This window comes from Phytohabitans maris, from assembly GCF_031085175.1.
GTDB classification, from domain to species: domain Bacteria; phylum Actinomycetota; class Actinomycetes; order Mycobacteriales; family Micromonosporaceae; genus Phytohabitans; species Phytohabitans maris.
In genome coordinates this window covers 101632-122429 of sequence record NZ_JAVHUY010000010.1, presented here as the reverse complement: position 1 = coordinate 122429, position 20798 = coordinate 101632, and the positions used below count along the sequence as shown (strand labels likewise).

Sequence of the window (20798 nt, the reverse complement as noted above, 5' to 3'; positions counted from 1 at the left end):
CGTTCAGTACGCGAGCAGGTCGACGGTGACCGCGTGCAGGCGGTCCTGCGTCGCCGGGTCGGTGGCCTCGGGGTTGGGCGGCGCGGGCTGGCGCTCGTCGTAGTAGGTGCCGTTGTCGCCGTGGAGCGAGGCGACGTACTCGATGGTGGCCGCGGCGTGCTCGGGCGGTTCGCCGCCGACCGCGAACATCGCGTGCAGCAGGCGGGTGGCGATGATTCCTGGATGCACGCTGACGACGTCGACGGTCGGGCTCGGCCGGTGCGCGGCCAGCCAGCAGGTGTACGTGACGAGGGCGAGCTTCGAGTGCGCGTACGCGCTCGACGGCGTGTATCCGTGCCGGGCCAGCGTGAGGTCGTCGAGGTGCAGCGACGAGGACAGGTGCGTGGCCGAGGCGACGTTGACGATCCGGCCGGCCGTCATCAGGTCGAGCAGCCCGCTGGTGAGGACGACCGGCGCCAGGTAGTTGGTCTGGAACGTGACCTCGACCCCGGTGTCGGCGACCGTACGGGTCGGCGGCCCCGGGCGGGCGGCGTTGTTGACGAGCAGGTCGACCCGGTCGGTCACGCCACGGACGTCCGAGACCAGCCGCTCCGCCTCGACGAGGGCGCTGAAGTCGGCGGCGAAGTACGACAGTGAGCCGCCCGGTGGCAGCGCCGCCCGCACCGCCCCCAGCAGGTCGGTGACCTGCGACTCCGGCTCCAGGCCGTGCAGGATGAGATGGCCGGCGCGGCCGGCGAGCGCGAGCGCGGTGGCCCGGCCGATGCCGGTCGTCGCGCCGGTCAGGATGATCGAGCTGGGCACGCCACAGTCTCCCACCCGCGCGGGCCGGCCAGCGCACCTTTCGGTCCGGTTCGACTCTCGTCTATCCTTCCGCCATACGGCTACGTGAATATGTCTCGCATATTCCGTCTCAGGTGTGGAGTGGCGATGCGAAACCGCTGGAAGGCACCGCTCGTGCTCGGCCCGCTGCTGGGCGTACTGCTGGCGGGCGCGCCCGCCTCGGCCGCCGTGGACAACTGGGTGACCGTCGGGTCCGACCGCGCCGACCCGCTGACCGAGAGCCAGGGGCTCGCGTCGGTCGAGGTGCCGGCCGGCCAGCCCAACCGGTACACCGGAATCGGTACGATCCCGGTCGGCGTCTCCAGCCGCGGCTGGAACCACGTCGGCGACCCCGACGCGCTCAGCGGCTACTACATCGAGCCGTACCAGCGGGACTCCGGCAGCGCCAAGATGTATCGCGTGCAGGCGCCGGGCGGGGCCTGGTCCGAGTACGTGCACGCGCTGGAGCCGGGCGAGGCGCTCAACAACTCGTTCGCGGCCATCTCGCCGGACGGCCGGTGGATGGTCACCGGCGAGTGGGGCACGATGAGCCGCCTGCTGGTCTTCCCCGCACCGGGCCTCAACCCGGCCACGTCCCCTTCGACCAACCTGCCGTACGCCTCCGCGATCCGCCTCGACCGCCCGGTGCGCGACGTCCAGGGGTGCGACTTCGCCAGCGCCACCCGCCTGCTCTGCTCGTCGGACGACCCGGCCGGCACGCTCCTCGGCATCACCAAGCCGCTGCTGCAGATCGACCTCGCGGCCGCACTGTCCGGTGTGGACGTGGCCGGCACGGTCACCGCGCTGCGCCAGCTTCCGCTGCAGAGCGGCTGCGGCGGCACGTTCGAGGTGCAGGGCATCGACTACGACCGCCGGGACGGCACGCTCCGGGTGATCGTCATGTCGCCGAGTATCTGCGTGCTCTTCGACAGCAAGACCTGGCGCTTCGTGCGCGGCCCGCAGCCCTGAGCGCGGGCGAGCAGAGGCCGGCGATCCCGGTCACCGCCGCCACCGCGGCGCAGCCGGCCAGTACCGGTGGCGCCCCGGTGGCGTCGACGGCCGCACCGAGGAGGTTGTTGGTCGCCAGCAGCGGCAGGCTCTGGGCCAGCAGGACGCGACAGCATGACGGACACCGCCCTGGGCCGCCGCCGTCCAGGTCATCGCGAACCCGAGCAGCTGGGTACCGAGCAGGGAGAGCGTGACGCCCGCGAGCCAGACCCAGTACCGCCGCCCGATCATTCCGGCGAACCTAGCGGCGACCCCCGACATACTCTCGTCTCGTGGTCGATCGCAGTGCTCCGGTGGACGGGTTTCGGTTGGCGTACGAGCGCTCCGGCAGCGGGCCGGCGGTCGTGCTGCTGCACGGGTGGCCCGGCGACCGCACCGACTACCGGCTCGTCACGCCCGCGCTCGCGGCCTCGGCCGACGTGGTGGTGCCCGACCTGCGCGGCTTCGGCGAGTCCGACAAGCACGTGGCCGACCCGGCCGAGGCGTACAGTGTGGACGCCCAGGCGCGCAGCGTCGTGGGGCTGATCGAGGAGCTGCGGCTGGAGCGGCCGGTGCTCGCCGGCTACGACATCGGCAGCCGCATCGCCCAGCGGGTGGCGGCCACCCGCCCGGAGCTGGTACGGGCCCTGGTCGTCTCGCCGCCGCTGCCAGGGATCGGCGAGCGGATCCTCAGCGCCGGCGCCCAGCGCGAGTTCTGGTACCAGCCGTTTCACCAGCTACCGCTGGCCGAGCAGCTCGTCGACGGGCGCCCGGAGGCGGTGCGGGCCTACCTGCGGCACTTCTGGACCCACTGGTCCGGCCCGGACTTCGTGCCCGCCGAGGAGCACCTGGACCACCTCGTGGCCGCGTACTCGCCGCCGGGCGCGTTCGTCGCCTCCATCGGGTGGTACCGGGCCGGCGCCGGCGCGGTGGCCCGGTCGCTGAGCGAGCGGGCGCCGGATCCGGCCGACCGGCTCGCCACGCCGACGAGCGTGCTGTGGCCGGAGCACGACCCGCTCTTCCCGCGCGAGTGGTCCGACCGGCTCGACACCTTCTTCGCCGACCTGCGCCTGCGCCACCTCGACGGCGTCGGCCACTTCCTGCCGGTCGAGGCCCCCACCGACCTAACGGCCGCGATCACAGCGGCGCACTAACGCCAATTCGATCAACGCTGTGAGCCGGGCACGCTCGGCGAGCGTCAGGCCGTCGCCCGGCCCAGGCGGGCGCGCGGGTGGTCGAGATCGTGGTACGCAGGTGCCCTCGGGTGGGCGGATCCGTACCACGATCTGCTGGGACGGATCCGTGAACTCGGGGGCGAGGTCCGCCCGCCCCTTGATCGCCGTCGGGGGTGGGGGCCGTGTGGATCGGGGCGATCTCGACTGGAATACCACGATCACTGCGGCGCCCTAGGAGAGCATTCGGGCTACCGCGATGTCCGCGGTGGTCCGGACCGTTGCTCCCGCGGCCTCACCCGCCGCGGTCCGCACTCTCACCCCGGCCCCTGCGGGGAGCCGGAGACTGTGCGTGCGCCCGGCAGCCAGCGGGCGGGGTGGGCTTGTGTCGCGGAGCCGGAAGCGGAGGCCGGGGCACTCGCCGAGCCCTGCGAGCCGCCGGCCGTAGCGGTGCCCGCGGGAATGCGCCCCAACAGAACGCTCCACGTTTCCCCGGGGACCCGCGCATGCGGTCCACGGCTGAGGTGGGCCGGGAAAGTGGTTTGTTTCATGGGTTGACGTAAACCGATGTCCGACCGTACCGTACATCGAGCGGTTTAACTCTTTCTCCATCCCCAACCGGGGCGTCTGCCCGGCCCGGTGCGGGGCCGCTGACGCGCGGCCCGAGCCCCACGTCCATACCGCCCGCGCCGCGGCGCCTGGTTCGCCATGCCTCGTGAAGGGATATGCCCATGACCGGAGAGCCGGTAAGAAACACCCCCAACCGGCGAGATGTGCTGAGGATGACCGGCCTCGCCGGCCTCGGGCTGGGCCTCGCCGCGTGCGGCCGGGGGTTCGGCGGCGGTGACGACGAGCCTGCCGGCGGTGCGGTCCAGCTCAACATGGTCTGGTGGGGCGACGCCAAGCGCGCCGAGAAGACGCAGGCCGCGCTCGACATCTTCCAGCGCAAGCACGAGGGCATCACCGTCAAGATCGAATATCAGGACAGCGGGCCGTACAAGGACAAGCTGGCCACCCGCTTCGCGGCCGGCGACCCGCCGGACGTGATGGCGATGCGGATGGACAGCCTCCGCGAGTATGCCGACCGCGGCACGCTGCTCGACCTCGGCCAGCACTCCGGCGCCGTAGACCTCTCCGGCCTGAGCGAGAGCGCCCGGACGCTAGCGGCGGTCGGCGACAAGACGTACGGCGTGCCGGCCGGGCTCAACGCGATCGGCTTCGTCGTCAACCGGACCCTGACCGAGAAGTATGGGGTGTCCATCCCGGACGGTGACACGTGGAGCTGGGCCGACCTGGCGTCTTTCGCGCGGCAGGTCACCCAGGCCAGCGGGCGGAAGGTGTACGGGACCAACTTCGAGGCGTTCACGCTGGCCAACTTCATCGTCTTCACCCGGCAGCACGGGGAGGACTTCTACACCGCCGACGGCGCGCTCGGCGTGAGTGAGTCCACTGTGGTCGAGTGGTTTGAGATGGTCGAGGCGATGCGGGCCGAGGGCGGCTTCCCGCCGGCCGGCTTCATCGAAAAGGTGGGCGCCTCGGCCGAGCAGTCCTACCTGGCCAAGGGCTCGATCGCGTCGCAGATCATCCCGACCAACAACTTCCTGGCGTACAACGCGGCGGCCGGTGGCAACCTGGCCCTGCTGCGCATCCCGGGGGAGACGCAGGCCGTGCGGCGGGGACAGTCGGTTGACTGCCCGCACCTCTGGTCGGTCGCGGCCGCCACGAAGCACCGCGACGAGGCGCTGGCGCTGCTCGACTTCCTCGCCAACGACGTCGAGGCGTCGAAGGCCACCGGCACCACCCGGGGCGTGCCGGCCAACACGTCGGTGGCGCAGGAGATCAAGCCGAGCCTGGAGAAGGACGACCAGGTCGCCACCGAATACCTGGCCGGGCTCCAGAAGGAGAAGCTGCCGCGCTCGTACACGTACCCGCCCGGATCCAGCAAGATCGCCTCCAGCCTGGAGTCGATCGCCGCCGAGGTCGAGTTCAAGCGGCAGACGCCCCAGCAGGCCGCGAAGACGTTTCTCGACACGGGGCGGAAAGCCCTGGGCAAGTGACCACCACGACCCGGGTCACGCTCCCCGCCGGAGCGTCCGCGCCGCCCGCGCCACCACCGCGGCGGGTCAAGCCGCGCAAGGACCGGGCCGGATACCTCTTCCTGCTGCCCTGGTTCATCGGGATGCTCTTCACGGTCATCCCGTTCTTCGCCTCGCTCTACCTCGCCTTCACCGACTACAACCTGCTGAACGCTCCACAGTGGATCGGCCTGGGCAACTTCCGGGAGATGCTCGACGACCCGCTGCTGCGGCAGTCGCTGAAGGTCACGTTCATCTACACGTTCGTGTCGGTGCCGCTGTCGCTCGTCGTGGCGCTGGGCGTGGCGATGCTGCTCAACCGGGGCGTACGCGGCCTGCCGATCTACCGGGCGGTCTTCTACCTGCCCTCGCTGCTCGGCGGGAGCGTCGCGGTAGTGCTGCTGTGGCGCTACATCTTCGGCCTCGACGGCGTCGTCAACGCGTTTCTCGGCTGGTTTGGCATCGACGGTCCAGCGTGGACGTCCGATCCCGACTACGCGCTCACGACGCTGATCGTGCTGCACATCTGGACGTTCGGCTCGCCGATGGTGATTTTCCTGGCCGGGCTGCGGCAGATCCCGGCGATGTACTACGAGGCGGCGGCCGTCGACGGCGCCTCGAAGTGGCACCAGTTTCGGTCGATCACCCTGCCGCTGCTCAGCCCGATCATCTTCTTCAACCTGATCCAGTCGCTGATCTCGTCGTTCCAGACGTTCACCCAGGGCTTCGTGCTGAGCAGCGGCACGGGTGGCCCGGCCGACTCCACGATGTTCTACAACCTCTACCTGTACCAGCAGGGGTTTTCGCAGTTCAACATGGGCTACGCGTCGGCCATGGCGTGGATGCTGCTGGTCATCATCGCCGCGTTCACCGCGCTCAACTTCCTGGCCGCCAAGTACTGGGTCTTCTACGACAACTGAGGTCTCGCCATGTCGCTGCTCAGATCCCGGTTTGCCCGCCACATCATGCTCTGCCTCATCGGAGCGGTCATGATGTATCCGTTGCTGTGGATGGTCTCCAGCTCACTCAAGCCCAGCAAGACGATCTTCACCGACCTCGCGCTCTGGCCGGCGGCGTGGGACCTGAGCAACTACCCCGATGGCTGGACCGCGCTGGAGCACCCGTTCAGCCTGTACTTCGTCAACTCGTTCGTCATCGTGGTGCTGAGCATCATCGGCAACCTGGTCTCCTGCTCCCTCGCGGCGTACGGCTTCGCCCGGCTCAACTTCACCGGCCGCAAGCTCTTCTTCGCGCTGATGCTCGGCACGATGATGCTCCCCGGACACGTGCTGCTGGTGCCGCAGTACATCGTGTTTGCCAAGCTCGACTGGATCAACACGTACTACCCGCTGCTGGTGCCGAACTTCCTCGCCACCAACGCGTTCTACATCTTCCTGATGGTCCAGTTCATGCGCTCGCTGCCGCACGAGCTGGACGACGCCGCCCGGATCGACGGCTGCGGGCCGTTCCGCACGTTCTGGAGCGTGATCATGCCGCTCTGCCTGCCGGCGTTCGCGACCACGGCCATCTTCACGTTCATCTCGGTCTGGAACGAGTTCTTCGCGCCGCTGATCTACCTGACCGACTCGGAGCTCTACACCGTGCCGCTGGCGCTGCGGCAGTTTATGGACTCGGAGGGGCAGTCGCAGTGGGGGCAGATGTTCGCGATGTCGTTCCTGTCGCTGGCGCCGGTCGTCGGGTTCTTTATCGCCGGCCAGAAGTACCTGGTCAAGGGCATCGCCACCACGGGACTCAAATGAGGAGCGCCGACAACGGCGACGGCACCTACCGCAACCCGGTGCTGCACGCGGACTGGTCCGACCCGGACGTGATCCGGGTCGGCGCCGACTTCTACCTCGTCGCGTCCAGCTTTCACCGGGTACCCGGACTGCCCATCCTGCACAGCCGCGACCTGGTCAACTGGTCGATCGTCGGCCACGGGCTGCCGCGGCTGGAGCCGGAGGAGGAGTTCGACACCCCGCGGCACGGGTGCGGCGTGTGGGCGCCGGCGCTCCGTCACCACGACGGCCGGTTCTGGATCGTGTATCCCGACCCGGATCGGGGCATCTTCGTCATCACCGCCACCGACCCCGCCGGACCGTGGAGCCGGCCACACCTGCTCAAGGGCGGCCGGGGGCTGATCGACCCGTGTCCACTGTGGGACGTCGACGGGTCGGCGTACCTGGTGCACGCCTGGGCCAAGAGCCGCGCCGGGTTCAACAACAAGCTCACCTGCCACCGGATGAGCCCGGACGGCAGCGCGCTGCTGGACGGCGGCCGGCACATCGTCGACGGCGACGCGCTCCCCGGCTACCGCACGCTGGAGGGGCCCAAGTTCTACACCCACGACGGCTGGTACTGGATCTTCGCGCCCGCCGGTGGCGTCACCGACGGCTGGCAGTCGGCCTTCCGGTCCCGGCACGTCTTCGGCCCGTACGAGGACCGGATCGTGCTGGCCCAGGGCGACACCCCGGTCAACGGCCCGCACCAGGGCGCCTGGGTGACCACTGTGGACGGGGCGGACTGGTTCCTGCACTTCCAGGACAAGGGAGCGTTCGGCCGGGTCGTGCACCTGCAACCCATGCGGTGGGCGGACGGCTGGCCGTCGATCGGCTCACCGCCCGGCCAGCCGGTCCCGTCGCACCGGAAGCCGGCGGCAGGACCCGGAAGGCCGGCGGCACCCGCCGCGGCTGACGACTTCACCGGGCCTGACCTCGGACCGCAGTGGGCGTGGGCGGCCAACCCGCGGCCGGAGTGGTGGAGCTTCCAGCCGGGCGGCGGGCTCCGGCTCGCCTGCCTCCCCACCGATCCGGACGGCGACCTGCGGCGCCTGCCCAACCTGCTCGGCCAGCGGCTCCCCGCCGAGCACTTCCGCGCCACGACCACGCTCCGCCTGATTGGCACGACCCCGGGAGCGCGGGCCGGCCTCACGATCCTCGGCCGCAGCTACGCCTGGATCGGGCTCGAACACAGCGCCGCCGGCGTGCGGCTCGTCCATCGGGTGGCCGGCGAAGGCGAGCCGGAGCGGGACGCCGCGCCCCCGATGTCCACAGAGGAATCCGTCGGCGTCGAGGTGACCCCCGACGGCCGGTGCCAGTTCCTCGCCGGCGAGCCGCCGCGCCCGATCGGACCGCCGTTTCCGGCCACGGCCGGGCACTGGGTCGGCGCCACACTAGGGCTCTTCGCCAGCGGTACGGGGGGTGCGGTCGAGGTGAGCCGGCTGGGCGTAACGGGACCGGCGGCATGACGGCGCAGACGGTCAGCCTGCGACTGGGCGAGCGCCCGGTCGCCGAGTACGCCTGGCAGCCCCGCCTCCCGGAGACCGTCTCGCCTCGCCCCTTCCTCCACCCGGTCCGCACGCTCGGCGGCACCGAGGTCACCGAGTCGATGCCCGCCGACCACCTGCACCACCTCGGCGTGAGCGTCGCGGTCGCGGACGTCGGCGGGGCCAACTTCTGGGGCGGGCGCACGTTCGTACCCGGGCGCGGGCCGGTGCACCTGCCCAACCACGGCACCCAGCGACACCACCGCTGGACGACCCGCGACGCCAGCAGCGTCCACCACGAGCTTCGCTGGATCGGTCCGGCCGGCACCGACCTGGTGCGCGAGCGGCGCCGCATCGCCGCCCTTCCGGTGAACGACCGCGCGTGGGCGCTCGACTTCGGCTTCGAGCTCACCAACGTGACCGGCGAGCCGCTCGCCTTCGCCAGCCCGGCCACCAACGGCCGCCCCGGCGCCGGGTACGGCGGCTTCTTCTGGCGGGCGCGCCGCGGCGACCGGCGGATACACGTGCTCGGCCCGGACCGCACCGGCGAGCGGCGGCTGCACGGGCAGCGGACCGCCTGGCTGGCGCTCAGCGGCGCGGACACCGATCCGTGGACGTTGATCTTCGTGCCGGGCCAGGCCGACCTCTGGTTCGTCCGCAGCCGCGACTACGCCGGCGTGGGTTCCGCGCTCGCCTGGGACCAGCCGCTGGTCGTCGGCTCGGGCAGCGCGCTGCGTCGCCGTATCATCACGGTCGTGGCCGACGGCCGGCTCCGCTCGCGCGAGGTCGCCGGCATCGCCGGTGAGGTCGCGGCGCTCCACGACGGGTGGCCGCCGTGACCGCCAGCCGCCGGTCCGTCCCCGCCGTCCGGGCGCCACGGCGGCCGGGACAGGGCGCGGGCCTGGCGACGAGAGACGGCGAGGTGACGATGGCGGGTCCCGGCGTACGGCCGCCGGCGCTGGCCGACCAGCCGCACGGCACCGCCACCCTGCGCGTGCGGGGGCGCGACGTCGCCGAGTACGTGTGGCGCCCCGACCTGCCGCTCGCCATGTCCCCGCGCCCCTACCTGCACCCCGTGCGTACGCTCGCCGGCACCACCGTCACCGACGCCGGCCCCGACTCGCACCGCCACCAGTTCGGCATCAGCATCGCCGTGCCCGACGTGGGTGGGCACAACTTCTGGGGCGGGCGCACGTTCGTCGCCGGTCACGGCCCGGCCTGGCTCGACAATCACGGCGTGCAGCGGCACCAGCGGTGGCTGCGGCACACCGGCGACGAGCTCGCGCACGCGCTGCGGTGGGCGGACGCGCACGGCAACCCGGTGCTGCACGAGCAGCGCACGATCACCTGCCGCCCGGTCACCGACACCGCTTGGGCGCTGGCCATCCACACCCGGCTCACCAACGCGACCGGCGCGCCGCTGCCGTTTCGCAGCCCGGCCGCACTGGGGCGTCCCGGCGCGGGGTACGGCGGCTTCTTCTGGCGCGCCGCCCCGGTGGAGAGCGCCCAGATCCTCAGCCCGGCCGGCACCGGCGTGCGATCGGTGCACGGCGGCACAGCGGCCTGGCTCGCGGTCACCGGCGGCGACCGGTGGACCGTCCTGTTCGTACCCGGGGACGAGGCCACCGCCCGCGACCGGTGGTTCGTGCGGGCCCGCGACTACGTCGGGGTCGGCTCCTCGCTCGCCTGGGACGAACCGCTCGTGCTCGGCCCGGACGAGACGATCGAGCGGAGCCTCGTCACCGCCGTCGTGGACGGCCCGCTCACCGCGGCCGCGGCCGCCGCTCTCGCCGGCGCGGTCCGGCAGGCGCCATGACCGACCGTACGTCGATCCGGCCGAGCAGCCCGCGGCAGCGCGAGGCGCCGGTGCGGCAGGAGAGCCTGCGCACCATCAACCTCGAACTCGTCTTCCGGCACATCCTCGCGGCGACCCACCCCATCTCCCGCACCGAGCTGGCGGCGGCCACCGGCCTGACCCGGCCCACCATCACCCGGATCGTCGAAGACCTCCTCGCCGGCCAGCTCATCACCGAGACCGGCATCGCCCACGACGGGCGCGCCGGCCGGCCCCGGGTGGGGCTCACGCTCTCCGACCGGGGGCCCGCGGGGCTCGGCCTCGACATCCGCGCCGACGGCCTGGCCGCCTGCGCCGTCGACCTGACCGGAAACGTGCGCCACCTGGCCTTCGCGCCGTCGCCGTACGCCGGCCGCACCGCCGGCGCCGTGCTGGCCGACCTCGCGCGGATGGCCGATGCCGCGATCGAGGCCATCGCCGCGGAGCGCCTCACCGTCGTGACGGCGACGCTCGCGGTACCCGGGCCGGTGGACGCCGGCGTGGTGCGCACCGCGCCCGCGCTCGGCTGGCGCGACGTGGACGCCGGCGCCCTGCTCCGCGACGCCACCCGCCACCTCGACCTGCCGGTGACGGTGGAAAACGAGGCCAACCTGGCCGCGCTCGGCGAGCTGTACGCGGGCGGCGACGCCCGGGGCGGCTTCGTCTACGTCTCCGGCGGTCTCGGCATCGGCGCCGGCATCGTCCTAGATGGAGAGTTGCTGCGCGGCATGCGCGGCTGGAGCGGCGAGTTGGGACACGTCACCGTCTACCCCGACGGCAAGCCGTGCCCGTGTGGCGCGCGCGGCTGCCTGCACACCTACGCGAGCCTGGAGGCCATCCTCGGCGACCAGCCGGCCCCGGTCGACGTCACGCCCGACGCCGCCATCCTCACCCGCGCCGACGCGGGGGAGCCGGCCACCCTCGCCGCGCTCGACACCGCCAGCACCACCCTCGGCATCGCGCTGTCCGGCGTGCTCAACATCCTCGACATCGACACGGTGCTGCTCGGCGGCAGCTACGCCCTGCTGACGTCGTGGCTCACCGCCAACGCGCAGGCCGAGATCAACCAGCGGGTCCTCACCACCGGCTGGGCCCCGATCACCGTCCGCCCGGCGCTCCTCGGCCCCGACGCGGCGGTCATCGGCGCCGCCCTCACCTCGATCGACCAGATCCGCCAGCACCCCGCGACCTGGCTGCTCCACCAGCCCTCCAGGCGCTAAAGACCCATTTATGGAGCTACCGCGATCTCCGTCGTGGTCCAGACCGTTGCGCGGGGTGCGTTCCCGCGGCCGCACCCTCCGCGCTTCACAACCCACGCCGGCCCCAGGGCCGGCGGCGCGACCGTCACCACGGGGGCCTTGTGGCCCCGAGGCCCGGCGTCCTTGAAAGGGGCGGTCTACCGCCCGCTGCCGCGGGGTTCGGCCCACGAGTGGCCGCTGCCGGACCCGTTGGAATAGATCGTCCAGGGTCTGTATCGGTTTCCTTGCCGGGCCGCGCCAGGCCCAGACGCCGCCGTGCGGCGTCCCCGGAAGTGGTACAGAAGCGCAGCACAGGGGGTTTGTTTCATCGATTGACTTAACGATCGGGCGTGGCATAGTCTCATCTACGCATCGACTGTGATCGGTGGCTGGGCAACCGCCGGTCCGCAGTCTCGTCGCCTGTCCGGGCTAGCGACGGTCAAACACGCAGCCATTTCGAGGACGGCCGACGCCACCGCACCCCTTCGCGCGCGTGAGGCCGTTCCCGTGCGAAGAAAGGATGCGAATGTCCAACCGACTTACGCTCGGCGCCGCCGTGATCGGCTTGGCGGTGCCGACCGTGATCGTCGCGGTATCGGTGCTGCCGGCCAGCGCCGCGACTCCCGCGAACGGTGGCGTCTACACGCTGGCCGTGGGGGCTTCGGGTAAGTGCCTGGAGGTGGCGGGTGGCTCGGCGGACAACGGCGCGCTGCTCCAGCAGGCGTCGTGTAGTGCTGGTTCGACCCGGCAGCAGTGGCGGGTGGTTTCGTCGTCGGCTGGTGGCTTCAACCTGGTGAACGTGAACAGTACCCGCTGTGCGGACCTTCCGTCCGGCTCGACCAGCTCGGGTGTGCAGCTCCAGCAGTGGGGCTGTGGTGACGGGACGAAGGTCAACCAGCGGTGGTCCTTCGCGGCGTCGAGTGCCGCCTCCGGCAAGTACCGGATCACGAGCGCCGCGAGCGGCCTCTGCGTCAGCGACCGGGACGGCTCGACCGCGGGTGGCAACCCGATCGTGCAGGAGACCTGTTCGGACGTGGCCCGGATGCAGTGGCTCTTCAACCAGGTCGGCGGCAACCCCAACCCGACCACGCCGCCGCCATCGGGCACCCCGACCGTGGCGTCCGACGGCACCGGCACGTACCGCACGGTGCAGGCGGCCATCGACGCCGTACCGGCGAACAACTCGACCCGCCGGGTCATCACCATCAAGGCCGGCACCTACCGCGAGGTGATCCGGGTGCCGTCCAACAAGCCGCTCGTCACCCTGCAAGGGCTCGGCTCCGGACCGTCCAACGTGGTCATCGTCTACAACAACTCAGCCGGTACGCACGGCACGTCCGGCAGCGCAACGGCCTTTGTGGACGGCCGTGACTTCGTCGCGACCAACCTGACCATCTCGAACGACTTCGACGAGAACTCGGCCAGCAGCGGCCACCAGGCCGTCGCGCTGAACCTCAACGCGGACCGCGCGGTCCTCGACAACGTACGGCTCCTGGGCGACCAGGACACGTTCCTGGTAAACGACGCCACCCGCGCCTACGTCGCCGACTCCTATGTGGAGGGCACCGTCGACTTCATCTTCGGCGGCGGCACGATCGTCTTCGACAACTGCTCCATCTACGAGAAGCGCTCCACCGGTGGCCCGATCACCGCGGCCAGCACCGCCGCCACCAAGACGTACGGCTTCCTCTTCTACCGTTCGAGCATCAGCGGGGCAGCCAACAACGTCACCCAGCTCGGCCGCCCGTGGCGCCCGGACGCGCAGGTGCTGTACCGGGAGTCCACGCTCAGCGCGACCATCCGCACCGCGCAGCCCTGGACGGACATGTCCGGCAACGTCTGGCAGAACGCGCGCTTCCTCGAGTACCGGAACACCGGCTCGGGTGCCGGCACCAACGCCAACCGCCCGCAGCTCTCCGACTCCCAGGCCGCCAACTACACGCCGCAGCGGTACCTCGCCGGCTCCGACGGCTGGAACCCGATGTGAACGCTCCCTCCCGAGGAAGGACGAAGATGAAACGGAAACTGGTGACCCTCGCCGCGGTCGCCCTGACCGTGCCGGCCGCGATCGTGGCGGTGTCGGTGCTCCCCGCGAACGCCGCGAGCCCGGCCAACGGTGGCGTCTACACGCTGGCCGTGGGGGCTTCGGGTAAATGCCTGGAGGTGGCGGGTGGCTCGGCGGACAACGGTGCCCTGCTCCAGCAGGCGTCGTGTAGTGCTGGTTCGACCCGGCAGCAGTGGCGGGTGGTTTCGTCGTCGGCTGGTGGGTTCACGTTGGTGAACGTGAACAGCACCCGCTGTGCGGACCTTCCGTCCGGCTCGACCAGCTCGGGTGTGCAGCTGCAGCAGTGGGGCTGTGGTGACGGGACGAAGGTCAACCAGCGGTGGTCCTTCGCGGCGTCCGGTGCCGCCTCCGGCAAATACACCATCGCCAGCGCCGCGAGCGGGCTCTGCGTGAGCGACCGGGACGGTTCGACGGCGGGTGGCAACCCGATCGTGCAGGAGACCTGTTCGGACGTGGCCCGGATGCAGTGGCTCTTCAACCAGGTCGGCGGCAACCCGACCACACCACCGCCGGGCGGCGTGCCGTACTCGAACGTGCCGGACGGCTTTGCCCAGGGCGTCACGGGTGGCGCCGGTGGGCAGACCGTGACCGTCACCAACCAGTCGCAGCTCAACCAGTACGTTACCGCGAGCGGCTCGTACGTGATCCGAGTCTCCGGCACCATCAACATCAGTCCTAAGGGGACGGAGCTGCGGGTCGCCTCCAACAAGACGATCATCGGCGTCGGCACCAGCGGGCAGATCGTCGGCGGCGGCTTCTTCCTCGGCACCGGCGTCAGCAACGTCATCATCCGAAACCTGACCATCCGCGACACGCTCATGCCCGACGACGACCCGGGCGACGACGCGTACGACTACGACGCGATCCAGCTGGACACCGCGAACCGGATCTGGATCGACCACAACCGGCTCTCCCGGATGAACGACGGCCTCATCGACAGCCGCAAGGACACCACCAACCTCACCGTGTCCTGGAACCACCTGGTCGACAACAACAAGACCTTCGGCATCGGCTGGACCGACAACGTCACCGCGCGAATCACCATCCACCACAACTGGCTGCAAAACACCCGCACCCGCAACCCCAGCGCGGACAACATCGCCTACTGCCACCTCTACAACAACTACGTCCAGAACACCTCGTCGTACGGCAACTACATCCGCGGCCTTACCAAGGGTGTCATCGAAAACAGCTACTTCGAAAACAGCCGCAACCCGTACTACGTGGAGGCCGGCGAGCTCGTGGCCCGCGGCAACATCACCGTCAACAGCCCGTGGGACTCCGGCAAGGTGACCTCGAAGGGCTCCGCGTTCAACCCGTCCAGCTTCTACTCGTACACGCTCCACGCCGCCGCCGACGTGCCCGCGCTGCTGCGCCAGTACGCCGGACCGCAGGCGAGCATCGGTAACTGACCCAGCCTGCCGGCCTTCCCCTTTCCCACGGGGGGAAGGCCGGCATCTTCCCTTGTGGAGGATCGATTCCCGTGTGGAGGGTCCGATGAAACGACAGCTCGTACTGATCGGCGCCGTACTGCTCGCAGTCACGCCCGCGCAAAGTGCCGCGGCTGCGGATCCGGTCACCGCGTTCCCCGGCGCCGTCGGTGTGGGCGCGGGCGCGACTGGTGGGCGCGGCGGCGCGATCTACCACGTGACCAACCTGAACGACTCCGGCGCGGGCTCGTTCCGCGACGCGGTGGGCACCGCCAACCGCATCGTCGTCTTCGACGTCGGCGGCTACATCCGGCTCACCTCGACCGTGCTGGTCAAGAGCAATATCACGATCGCCGGCCAGACCGCCCCGGGCGGCGGCATCGGGGTGATGGGCGGCGAGGTCTCGTTCAACAGCGCGACCAACGTGATCGTCCGCGACTTCCGCTTCCGGCAGGGCGACCTCGACCCGAACGACGAGAACAACGGGCTCAACTGGCTCGACGCGAGCAACATGATCTTCGATCACGTGTCGGTCGAGTTCGCCCAGTGGAACAACATCGGCGCGGTGCGGGCCCGCGACATCACCATGCAGTACTCGATCAACGCGAACCCGATCGGCCAGCAGTTCGCCGCGCACACCGAGACCGGCCCGTTCACCTGGTACCGCAACCTCTGGGCCAACTCGCACAACCGGTGCCCGCTGGCCAAGGGCAACACCCAGTACATCAACAACGTCGTCTACAACTACCAGGCGGCGTACACGGCCGGAAACTCCAGCGGCCACTTCCTGCACGACGTCGTAGGCAACTACTTCATCACCGGCCCGCGCACCACCAACTCCTCGAACGCGTACTACCAGATGCGCAACCAGCAGGTCTTCAACAGCGGCAACGTGATCGACAGCAACCGCGACGGCCAGCTCAACGGCGGCACGCTCAACCTCGGCGCCGGCGCGACCGCGCTGGCCAGCCCGTGGTCGAGCACCACCGCGGGCATCCCGACGCTGAGCGCCTCCGCCGCGTACGCCGAGGTGCTCGCCCGCGCCGGCGCCCAGCCCCGCGACCAGGTCGACAACCTCGTGCTCGCCGACGTCCGCTCGCTCGGCACCGCGGGCAACCTGTGGGCGTCGCAGACCGCCACGGGCCTGGGCAACAGCGGGTACGGCACGATCGCCGGCGGCACCGCCCCAGCCGACCGTGATCGGGACGGCATGCCCGACGCCTGGGAGGCCCGGTACGGCCTCGACCCGGGTTCGGCCGCCGACGCCACGGGCGACTTCGACCGCACCGGCTACACGAACGTGGAGAAGTACCTCAACGGCCTGATGAACGGCTCGTACCCCGCCTGACTCGCTGTGGGCGACCACACAAACTTGCCGAGCGTCAGCAACTTTGCTGGCTCTCGGCAAGTTTGCTAGCTTCTGAGGAGTGAACGATCCCGGGCTGCGCGAGCGGAAGAAGGCGGCGACCCGCGCGGCGCTGACCGACGCCGCGATCCGGCTGGCGCAGGAGCGCGGCGTGGAGCACGTGACCGCCGAGGCGATCGCCGACGCGGCCGGGGTGTCGCCGCGGACGTTCCACAACTACTTCGCCAACAAGGAAGAGGCCATCCTGGCGGCGATGTGGGACTTCGTGCGGGAGGTCGTGGCCGCGATCCGGGCCCGGCCGGCGCGGGAGTCGGCGATGGAGGCGATGCGGCACGTCGCCGACGAGATGATCGCCACCAGCGTCGACAGCATCGACGATCTCGCCACCCGGATGCGGCTGATGGACAACAGCCCGACGCTGTCCAGGCGCAACGACGCGCTCAAGGAAGAGGTGGGGCGCAGTGTCATCGAGGCGCTCGCCGAGCGCTCCGGCACCGACCCCGACCGCGACCTGTACCCGCGCCTGCTCACCGCGAGCCTGCACGCGGCACTGATCGCCACGATCGAGGTCTCGCGCGGCGACAAGACCGGCCGCAGCCTCGCCGACCTGCTGACCGAGGCCTTCGACCAGCTCGCCGCGGGGCTGCGCGAGCCGCTCCGCTAGCACCCATACAGAGCCCACGAGCCCCGCCGCCGACCGGTGGCTGGGTCGACACAGCACGCCCTCGATACAGGGAGAAGTATCCCATGGCTACCTATCTGTACCGGTTGGCCCGGTTCTCGTATCGGCGCCGGCGGCTCGTCCTGGTGCTGTGGCTGGCGGTGCTGGCCGCGTTCGGCACTGGCGCGCTCACGCTCTCCGGGCAGACCTCCACCTCGTTCACCGTCCCAGGTACCGAGTCGCAGCAGGCGATCGACCTGCTCGGTGAGAGGTTTCCGCAGGCGGGAGCGGGTGGCGCGACCGCGCGGGTGGTGTTCGCCGCGCCGGCCGGTGAGACGCTCGCCGACCCGGCCAACCGCGCCGCGATCGAGCAGGCGGTCGCGGCGCTGAAGGTGGCGCCGCAGGTGGGCGCGGCCACCGACCCGTACCAGGCTGGTGGCGTCAACCCGGCCGGGACGGTGGCGTACAGCCAGGTGACGTACACCGTGCAGGGCATGGACATCACCGACGCCTCGCGCGACGCGCTGAGCGCCGCCGCCGAGCCGGCCCGGTCGGCCGGGCTGACCGTCGAGATGGGCGGCGACGCGCTCCAGCCACCGGTCGAGACCTCGGCGACCGAGGTACTCGGCATCGTGATCGCCGCGCTGGTACTGGTGATCACGTTCGGGTCGCTGGTCGCGGCGGGGCTGCCACTGCTGACCGCGATCATCGGGATCGGTATCGGCATCTCCGGCATCATGATCGTCAGCGGCTTCACGGAGATGGCGTCGACGACGTCGATCCTCGCGCTGATGCTCGGCCTGGCGGTCGCCATCGACTACGCGCTGTTCATCGTCTCCCGGTACCGGCACGAGCTGGCCATCGGTCGCGAGGGTGAGGAGGCCGCGGGCCGCGCGGTGGGGACGGCCGGCTCCGCCGTGGTCTTCGCCGGCCTGACCGTGGTGATCGCGCTGGCCGCGCTCGCCGTGGTGAACATCCCGTTGCTCACCGAGATGGGCCTCGCCGCCGCGTCCACGGTGGTCGTCGCCGTGCTGATCGCGCTGACCCTGCTGCCCGCGCTGCTCGGCTTCGCCGGGCGGCGGATCATCGGACGGCGCGGACGCGACCCGGAGACCGCCGGAAACGGCAAACCCACCGCCGGTACCCGATGGGCCCGCTTCGTCACCCGGCGCCCGGCGGCGGTGCTGGCGGCCGCGGTGCTCGCCCTGGGTGTGATCGCGATCCCCGCGCTGAGCCTGCGCCTCGGCCTGCCGGACGACGGCACCGCCGCGCCCGACACCACCCAGCGCAAGGCGTACGACCTGCTCAGCCAGGGCTTCGGCCCGGGTTTCAACGGTCCGCTCACGGTCGTCGTCGACGCGCCGGACGCGAAGGGCGCGGCCGAGGAGGCCGCCGGTGCCATCCAGGCCCTGCCGGACGTGGCCGCCGTCGTACCGCCGGTGCTCAACCAGGCCGGCGACACCGCGCTGCTCACCGTGATCCCGGGCAGCGCGCCGAGCAGCGCCGCCACCGAGGACCTCGTCACCGCGATCCGCGAGACGGACGGCAGGCTGAGCGGTGACCTCTCCGTCACCGGCCAGACCGCCATGAACATCGATGTCTCCGACCGGATGGGCAGCGCGCTCGTGCCGTACCTCGCGGTGGTGGTCGGCCTCGCGTTCGTGCTGCTGGCGCTCGTGTTCCGGTCGATCGTCGTACCGCTCAAGGCCACGCTCGGCTTCCTGCTCTCGGTGGTGGCCACGTTCGGCGCGGTCGTGGCGGTGTTCCAGTGGGGCTGGCTGGCCGGCCTGTTCGGCGTCGAGGAGACCGCGCCGATCATGTCGCTGCTGCCCGTGCTGCTGGTGGGTATCGTCTTCGGGCTCGCCATGGACTACCAGGTCTTCCTGGTCACCCGCATGCGCGAGGAGTACGTGCACGGCGCCCGGCCGACCGACGCGGTGGTCGCCGGCTTCGGCCACGGCGCGCGAGTGGTGACCGCGGCCGCCATCATCATGATCAGTGTTTTCGCCGGCTTCATCCTGTCCCACGAGTCACTGATCAAGTCGATCGGCTTCGCGCTCGCGGTGGCGATCCTCTTCGACGCGTTCGTCGTCCGGATGACGATCGTCCCCGCGGTGATGACGCTGCTCGGCCGCTCCGCGTGGTGGCTGCCCCGCTGGCTCGACCGGATCCTGCCCAATGTGGACGTCGAGGGCGAGAAGCTCCGTCACCGCCTCGTCGAGGCCGGCGAGCCGCTGCCCGCCGCGCAGGAGGCGGCACCCGTGCGGTAGAGGCGTCGAGGGTTTCCGGGTTATGGTGGGTGGGACGCCGACACGGCGTAGCACCGGTCGAGAGGCGCTGCAACGGGCCTTCGGGGCCCGCCACGCTCGACATGGTTGCCAGGTTTGAAGGGCGCCTCCTACAGAGGAGGTGTCCTCTTCCTATGTCGTTGTCCACCCAAAAGCTCAACGGTGTCGAGTTCGCTGTTCGCGACCTCTCGCTGGCCGACTTCGGCCGGCACCAGATGCGCCTCGCCGAGCAGGAGATGCCGGGCCTGATGGCGATCCGGCGGGAGTTCGCCGACCAGCAGCCGCTGCGCGGCGCGCGGGTCGCCGGCTCGCTGCACATGACCATCCAGACTGCGGTGCTGATCGAGACGCTGGTGGCGCTCGGTGCCCAGGTGCGCTGGGTCTCCTGCAACATCTTCTCCACCCAGGACGAGGCGGCCGCCGCGGTCGTCGTCGGCCCGGAGGGGACGGTCGACGCGCCGTCGGGCACCCCGGTGTTCGCCTGGAAGGGCGAGACGCTGGAGGAGTACTGGTGGTGCACGATGCAGCTGTTCGACTTCGGCGACGGCCAGGGGCCAAACATGATCGTCGACGATGGCGGTGACGTCACGCTGCTGGTGCACAAGGGCGTGGAGTTCGAGACGGCCGGCGCGGTGCCGGAGGCCCAGGCGGACGACCACGAGGAGTACCGGCTGATCCTGGAGTCGCTGCGGGGCAGCTTCGCGGCCGACGCCAAGCGGTTCACCCGGCTCGCGGCGGGCATCCGGGGCGTCTCCGAGGAGACCACGAACGGCGTTGCCCGGCTCTACCGGCTGGCCCGCGACGGCCGGCTGCTCTTCCCCGCCATCAACGTCAACGACTCGGTGACGAAGTCGAAGTTCGACAACAAGTACGGCATCCGCCACTCGCTGGTCGACGGCCTCAACCGCGCCACCGACGTGATGCTCGGCGGCAAGCTCGCGGTGGTCTGCGGCTTCGGCGACGTCGGCAAGGGCGCGGTGGAGTCGCTGCGCGGCCAGGGCGCACGGGTCGTGGTCACCGAGATCGACCCGATCTGCGCGCTGCAGGCCGCGATGGAGGGGCTGCAGGTCGTGCTGCTCGAGGACGTGATCGAGCAGGGCGACATCTTCATCACCACGACCGGCGGCACCGACATCATCATGGCCGAGCAGATGGCCCGGATGAAGCACAACGCGATCGTCGCCAACGTCGGCCACTTCGACACCGAGATCGACATGGCCGGGCTGGCGCGGGTGCCGGGCGTCGTGAAGACCGAGGTCAAGCCGCAGGTGCACGAGTGGCTCTTCCCGGACGGGCACGCGATCCTCGTGCTCTCCGAGGGCCGCCTGATGAACCTGGGCAACGCGACAGGTCACCCGAGCTTCGTGATGTCCAACTCGTTCACCAACCAGACCATGGCCCAGATCGAGCTGTTCACCAAGCCCGGCGAGTACGAGACGAAGGTCTACACGCTGCCGAAGCACCTGGACGAGAAGGTGGCCCGGCTGCACCTCGACGCGCTCGGCGTGCGGCTGACGACGCTCACGAAGAAGCAGGCGGAGTACCTCGGCGTCGACGTCGAGGGGCCGTACAAGGCCGACCACTACCGCTACTGACCG

The 20798-nt window shown here is 70.7% G+C and carries 16 protein-coding genes and 1 riboswitch; of the genes, 15 read left to right on the top strand and 1 reads right to left on the bottom strand.

Annotated features, from left to right (window positions below; all coding sequences use genetic code 11):
- Window positions 1-3 precede the first annotated feature (3 nt).
- Complete coding sequence (locus RB614_RS12815; RefSeq protein ID WP_308712678.1) at window positions 4-801, bottom strand: SDR family NAD(P)-dependent oxidoreductase; 798 nt, start codon at window positions 799-801, stop codon at window positions 4-6.
- Window positions 802-927: 126 nt separating this feature from the next.
- On the opposite strand from RB614_RS12815, the gene RB614_RS12810 reads away from it, so the two are divergent.
- From RB614_RS12810 to ahcY, 15 genes are all read left to right on the top strand, one after another.
- On the top strand, window positions 928-1788 hold the full coding sequence (locus RB614_RS12810) for a hypothetical protein (RefSeq protein ID WP_308712677.1): 861 nt from the start codon (window positions 928-930) through the stop codon (window positions 1786-1788).
- A gap of 311 nt (window positions 1789-2099) precedes the next feature.
- Window positions 2100-2960: an alpha/beta fold hydrolase gene (locus RB614_RS12805; RefSeq protein WP_308712676.1), complete on the top strand. Its 861-nt coding sequence runs from the start codon at window positions 2100-2102 to the stop codon at window positions 2958-2960.
- 800 nt (window positions 2961-3760) lie between these two features.
- Complete coding sequence (locus RB614_RS12800; RefSeq protein ID WP_308712675.1) at window positions 3761-5035, top strand: ABC transporter substrate-binding protein; 1275 nt, start codon at window positions 3761-3763, stop codon at window positions 5033-5035.
- Window positions 5032-5973 carry a carbohydrate ABC transporter permease gene (locus RB614_RS12795; RefSeq protein ID WP_308712674.1) on the top strand — a complete coding sequence of 314 codons (942 nt, stop codon included), beginning with the start codon at window positions 5032-5034 and terminating at the stop codon, window positions 5971-5973. Before RB614_RS12800 ends, RB614_RS12795 begins: the two co-directional genes overlap by 4 nt.
- A 9-nt stretch (window positions 5974-5982) precedes the next feature.
- Entirely contained in the window at window positions 5983-6813 is an 831-nt protein-coding gene (locus tag RB614_RS12790) for a carbohydrate ABC transporter permease (RefSeq protein ID WP_308712673.1), read from the top strand.
- Window positions 6810-8300: a glycoside hydrolase family 43 protein gene (locus RB614_RS12785; RefSeq protein ID WP_308712672.1), complete on the top strand. Its 1491-nt coding sequence runs from the start codon at window positions 6810-6812 to the stop codon at window positions 8298-8300. The genes RB614_RS12790 and RB614_RS12785 overlap by 4 nt, the downstream gene beginning before the upstream one ends.
- Window positions 8297-9157, top strand: coding sequence for a DUF6807 domain-containing protein (locus tag RB614_RS12780; RefSeq protein WP_308712671.1), 861 nt, complete (start codon window positions 8297-8299; stop codon window positions 9155-9157). The genes RB614_RS12785 and RB614_RS12780 overlap by 4 nt, the downstream gene beginning before the upstream one ends.
- A complete protein-coding gene (locus RB614_RS12775; protein ID WP_308712670.1) occupies window positions 9154-10134 on the top strand; it encodes a DUF6807 domain-containing protein in 981 nt (326 codons plus the stop codon). The genes RB614_RS12780 and RB614_RS12775 overlap by 4 nt, the downstream gene beginning before the upstream one ends.
- Window positions 10131-11372 (top strand): ROK family transcriptional regulator, encoded by a 1242-nt coding sequence (locus RB614_RS12770; RefSeq protein ID WP_308712669.1) that lies wholly within the window; start codon window positions 10131-10133, stop codon window positions 11370-11372. The genes RB614_RS12775 and RB614_RS12770 overlap by 4 nt, the downstream gene beginning before the upstream one ends.
- A gap of 544 nt (window positions 11373-11916) precedes the next feature.
- Window positions 11917-13377, top strand: a complete 1461-nt coding sequence (locus RB614_RS12765; RefSeq protein WP_308712668.1) for a pectinesterase family protein — start codon at window positions 11917-11919, stop codon at window positions 13375-13377.
- A gap of 26 nt (window positions 13378-13403) precedes the next feature.
- Complete coding sequence (locus tag RB614_RS12760; RefSeq protein WP_308712667.1) at window positions 13404-14867, top strand: RICIN domain-containing protein; 1464 nt, start codon at window positions 13404-13406, stop codon at window positions 14865-14867.
- A gap of 85 nt (window positions 14868-14952) precedes the next feature.
- Window positions 14953-16233, top strand: coding sequence for a hypothetical protein (locus tag RB614_RS12755; protein WP_308712666.1), 1281 nt, complete (start codon window positions 14953-14955; stop codon window positions 16231-16233).
- Between the two features lie 79 nt (window positions 16234-16312).
- On the top strand, window positions 16313-16915 hold the full coding sequence (locus tag RB614_RS12750; RefSeq protein ID WP_308712665.1) for a TetR/AcrR family transcriptional regulator: 603 nt from the start codon (window positions 16313-16315) through the stop codon (window positions 16913-16915).
- An 83-nt stretch (window positions 16916-16998) separates the two neighbouring features.
- A complete protein-coding gene (locus RB614_RS12745; RefSeq protein ID WP_308712664.1) occupies window positions 16999-19182 on the top strand; it encodes an MMPL family transporter in 2184 nt (727 codons plus the stop codon).
- 53 nt (window positions 19183-19235) lie between these two features.
- A riboswitch (S-adenosyl-L-homocysteine riboswitch) is annotated at window positions 19236-19316 on the top strand.
- 18 nt (window positions 19317-19334) lie between these two features.
- On the top strand, window positions 19335-20795 hold the full coding sequence (gene ahcY / locus RB614_RS12740; protein WP_308712663.1) for an adenosylhomocysteinase: 1461 nt from the start codon (window positions 19335-19337) through the stop codon (window positions 20793-20795).
- Window positions 20796-20798 lie beyond the last annotated feature (3 nt).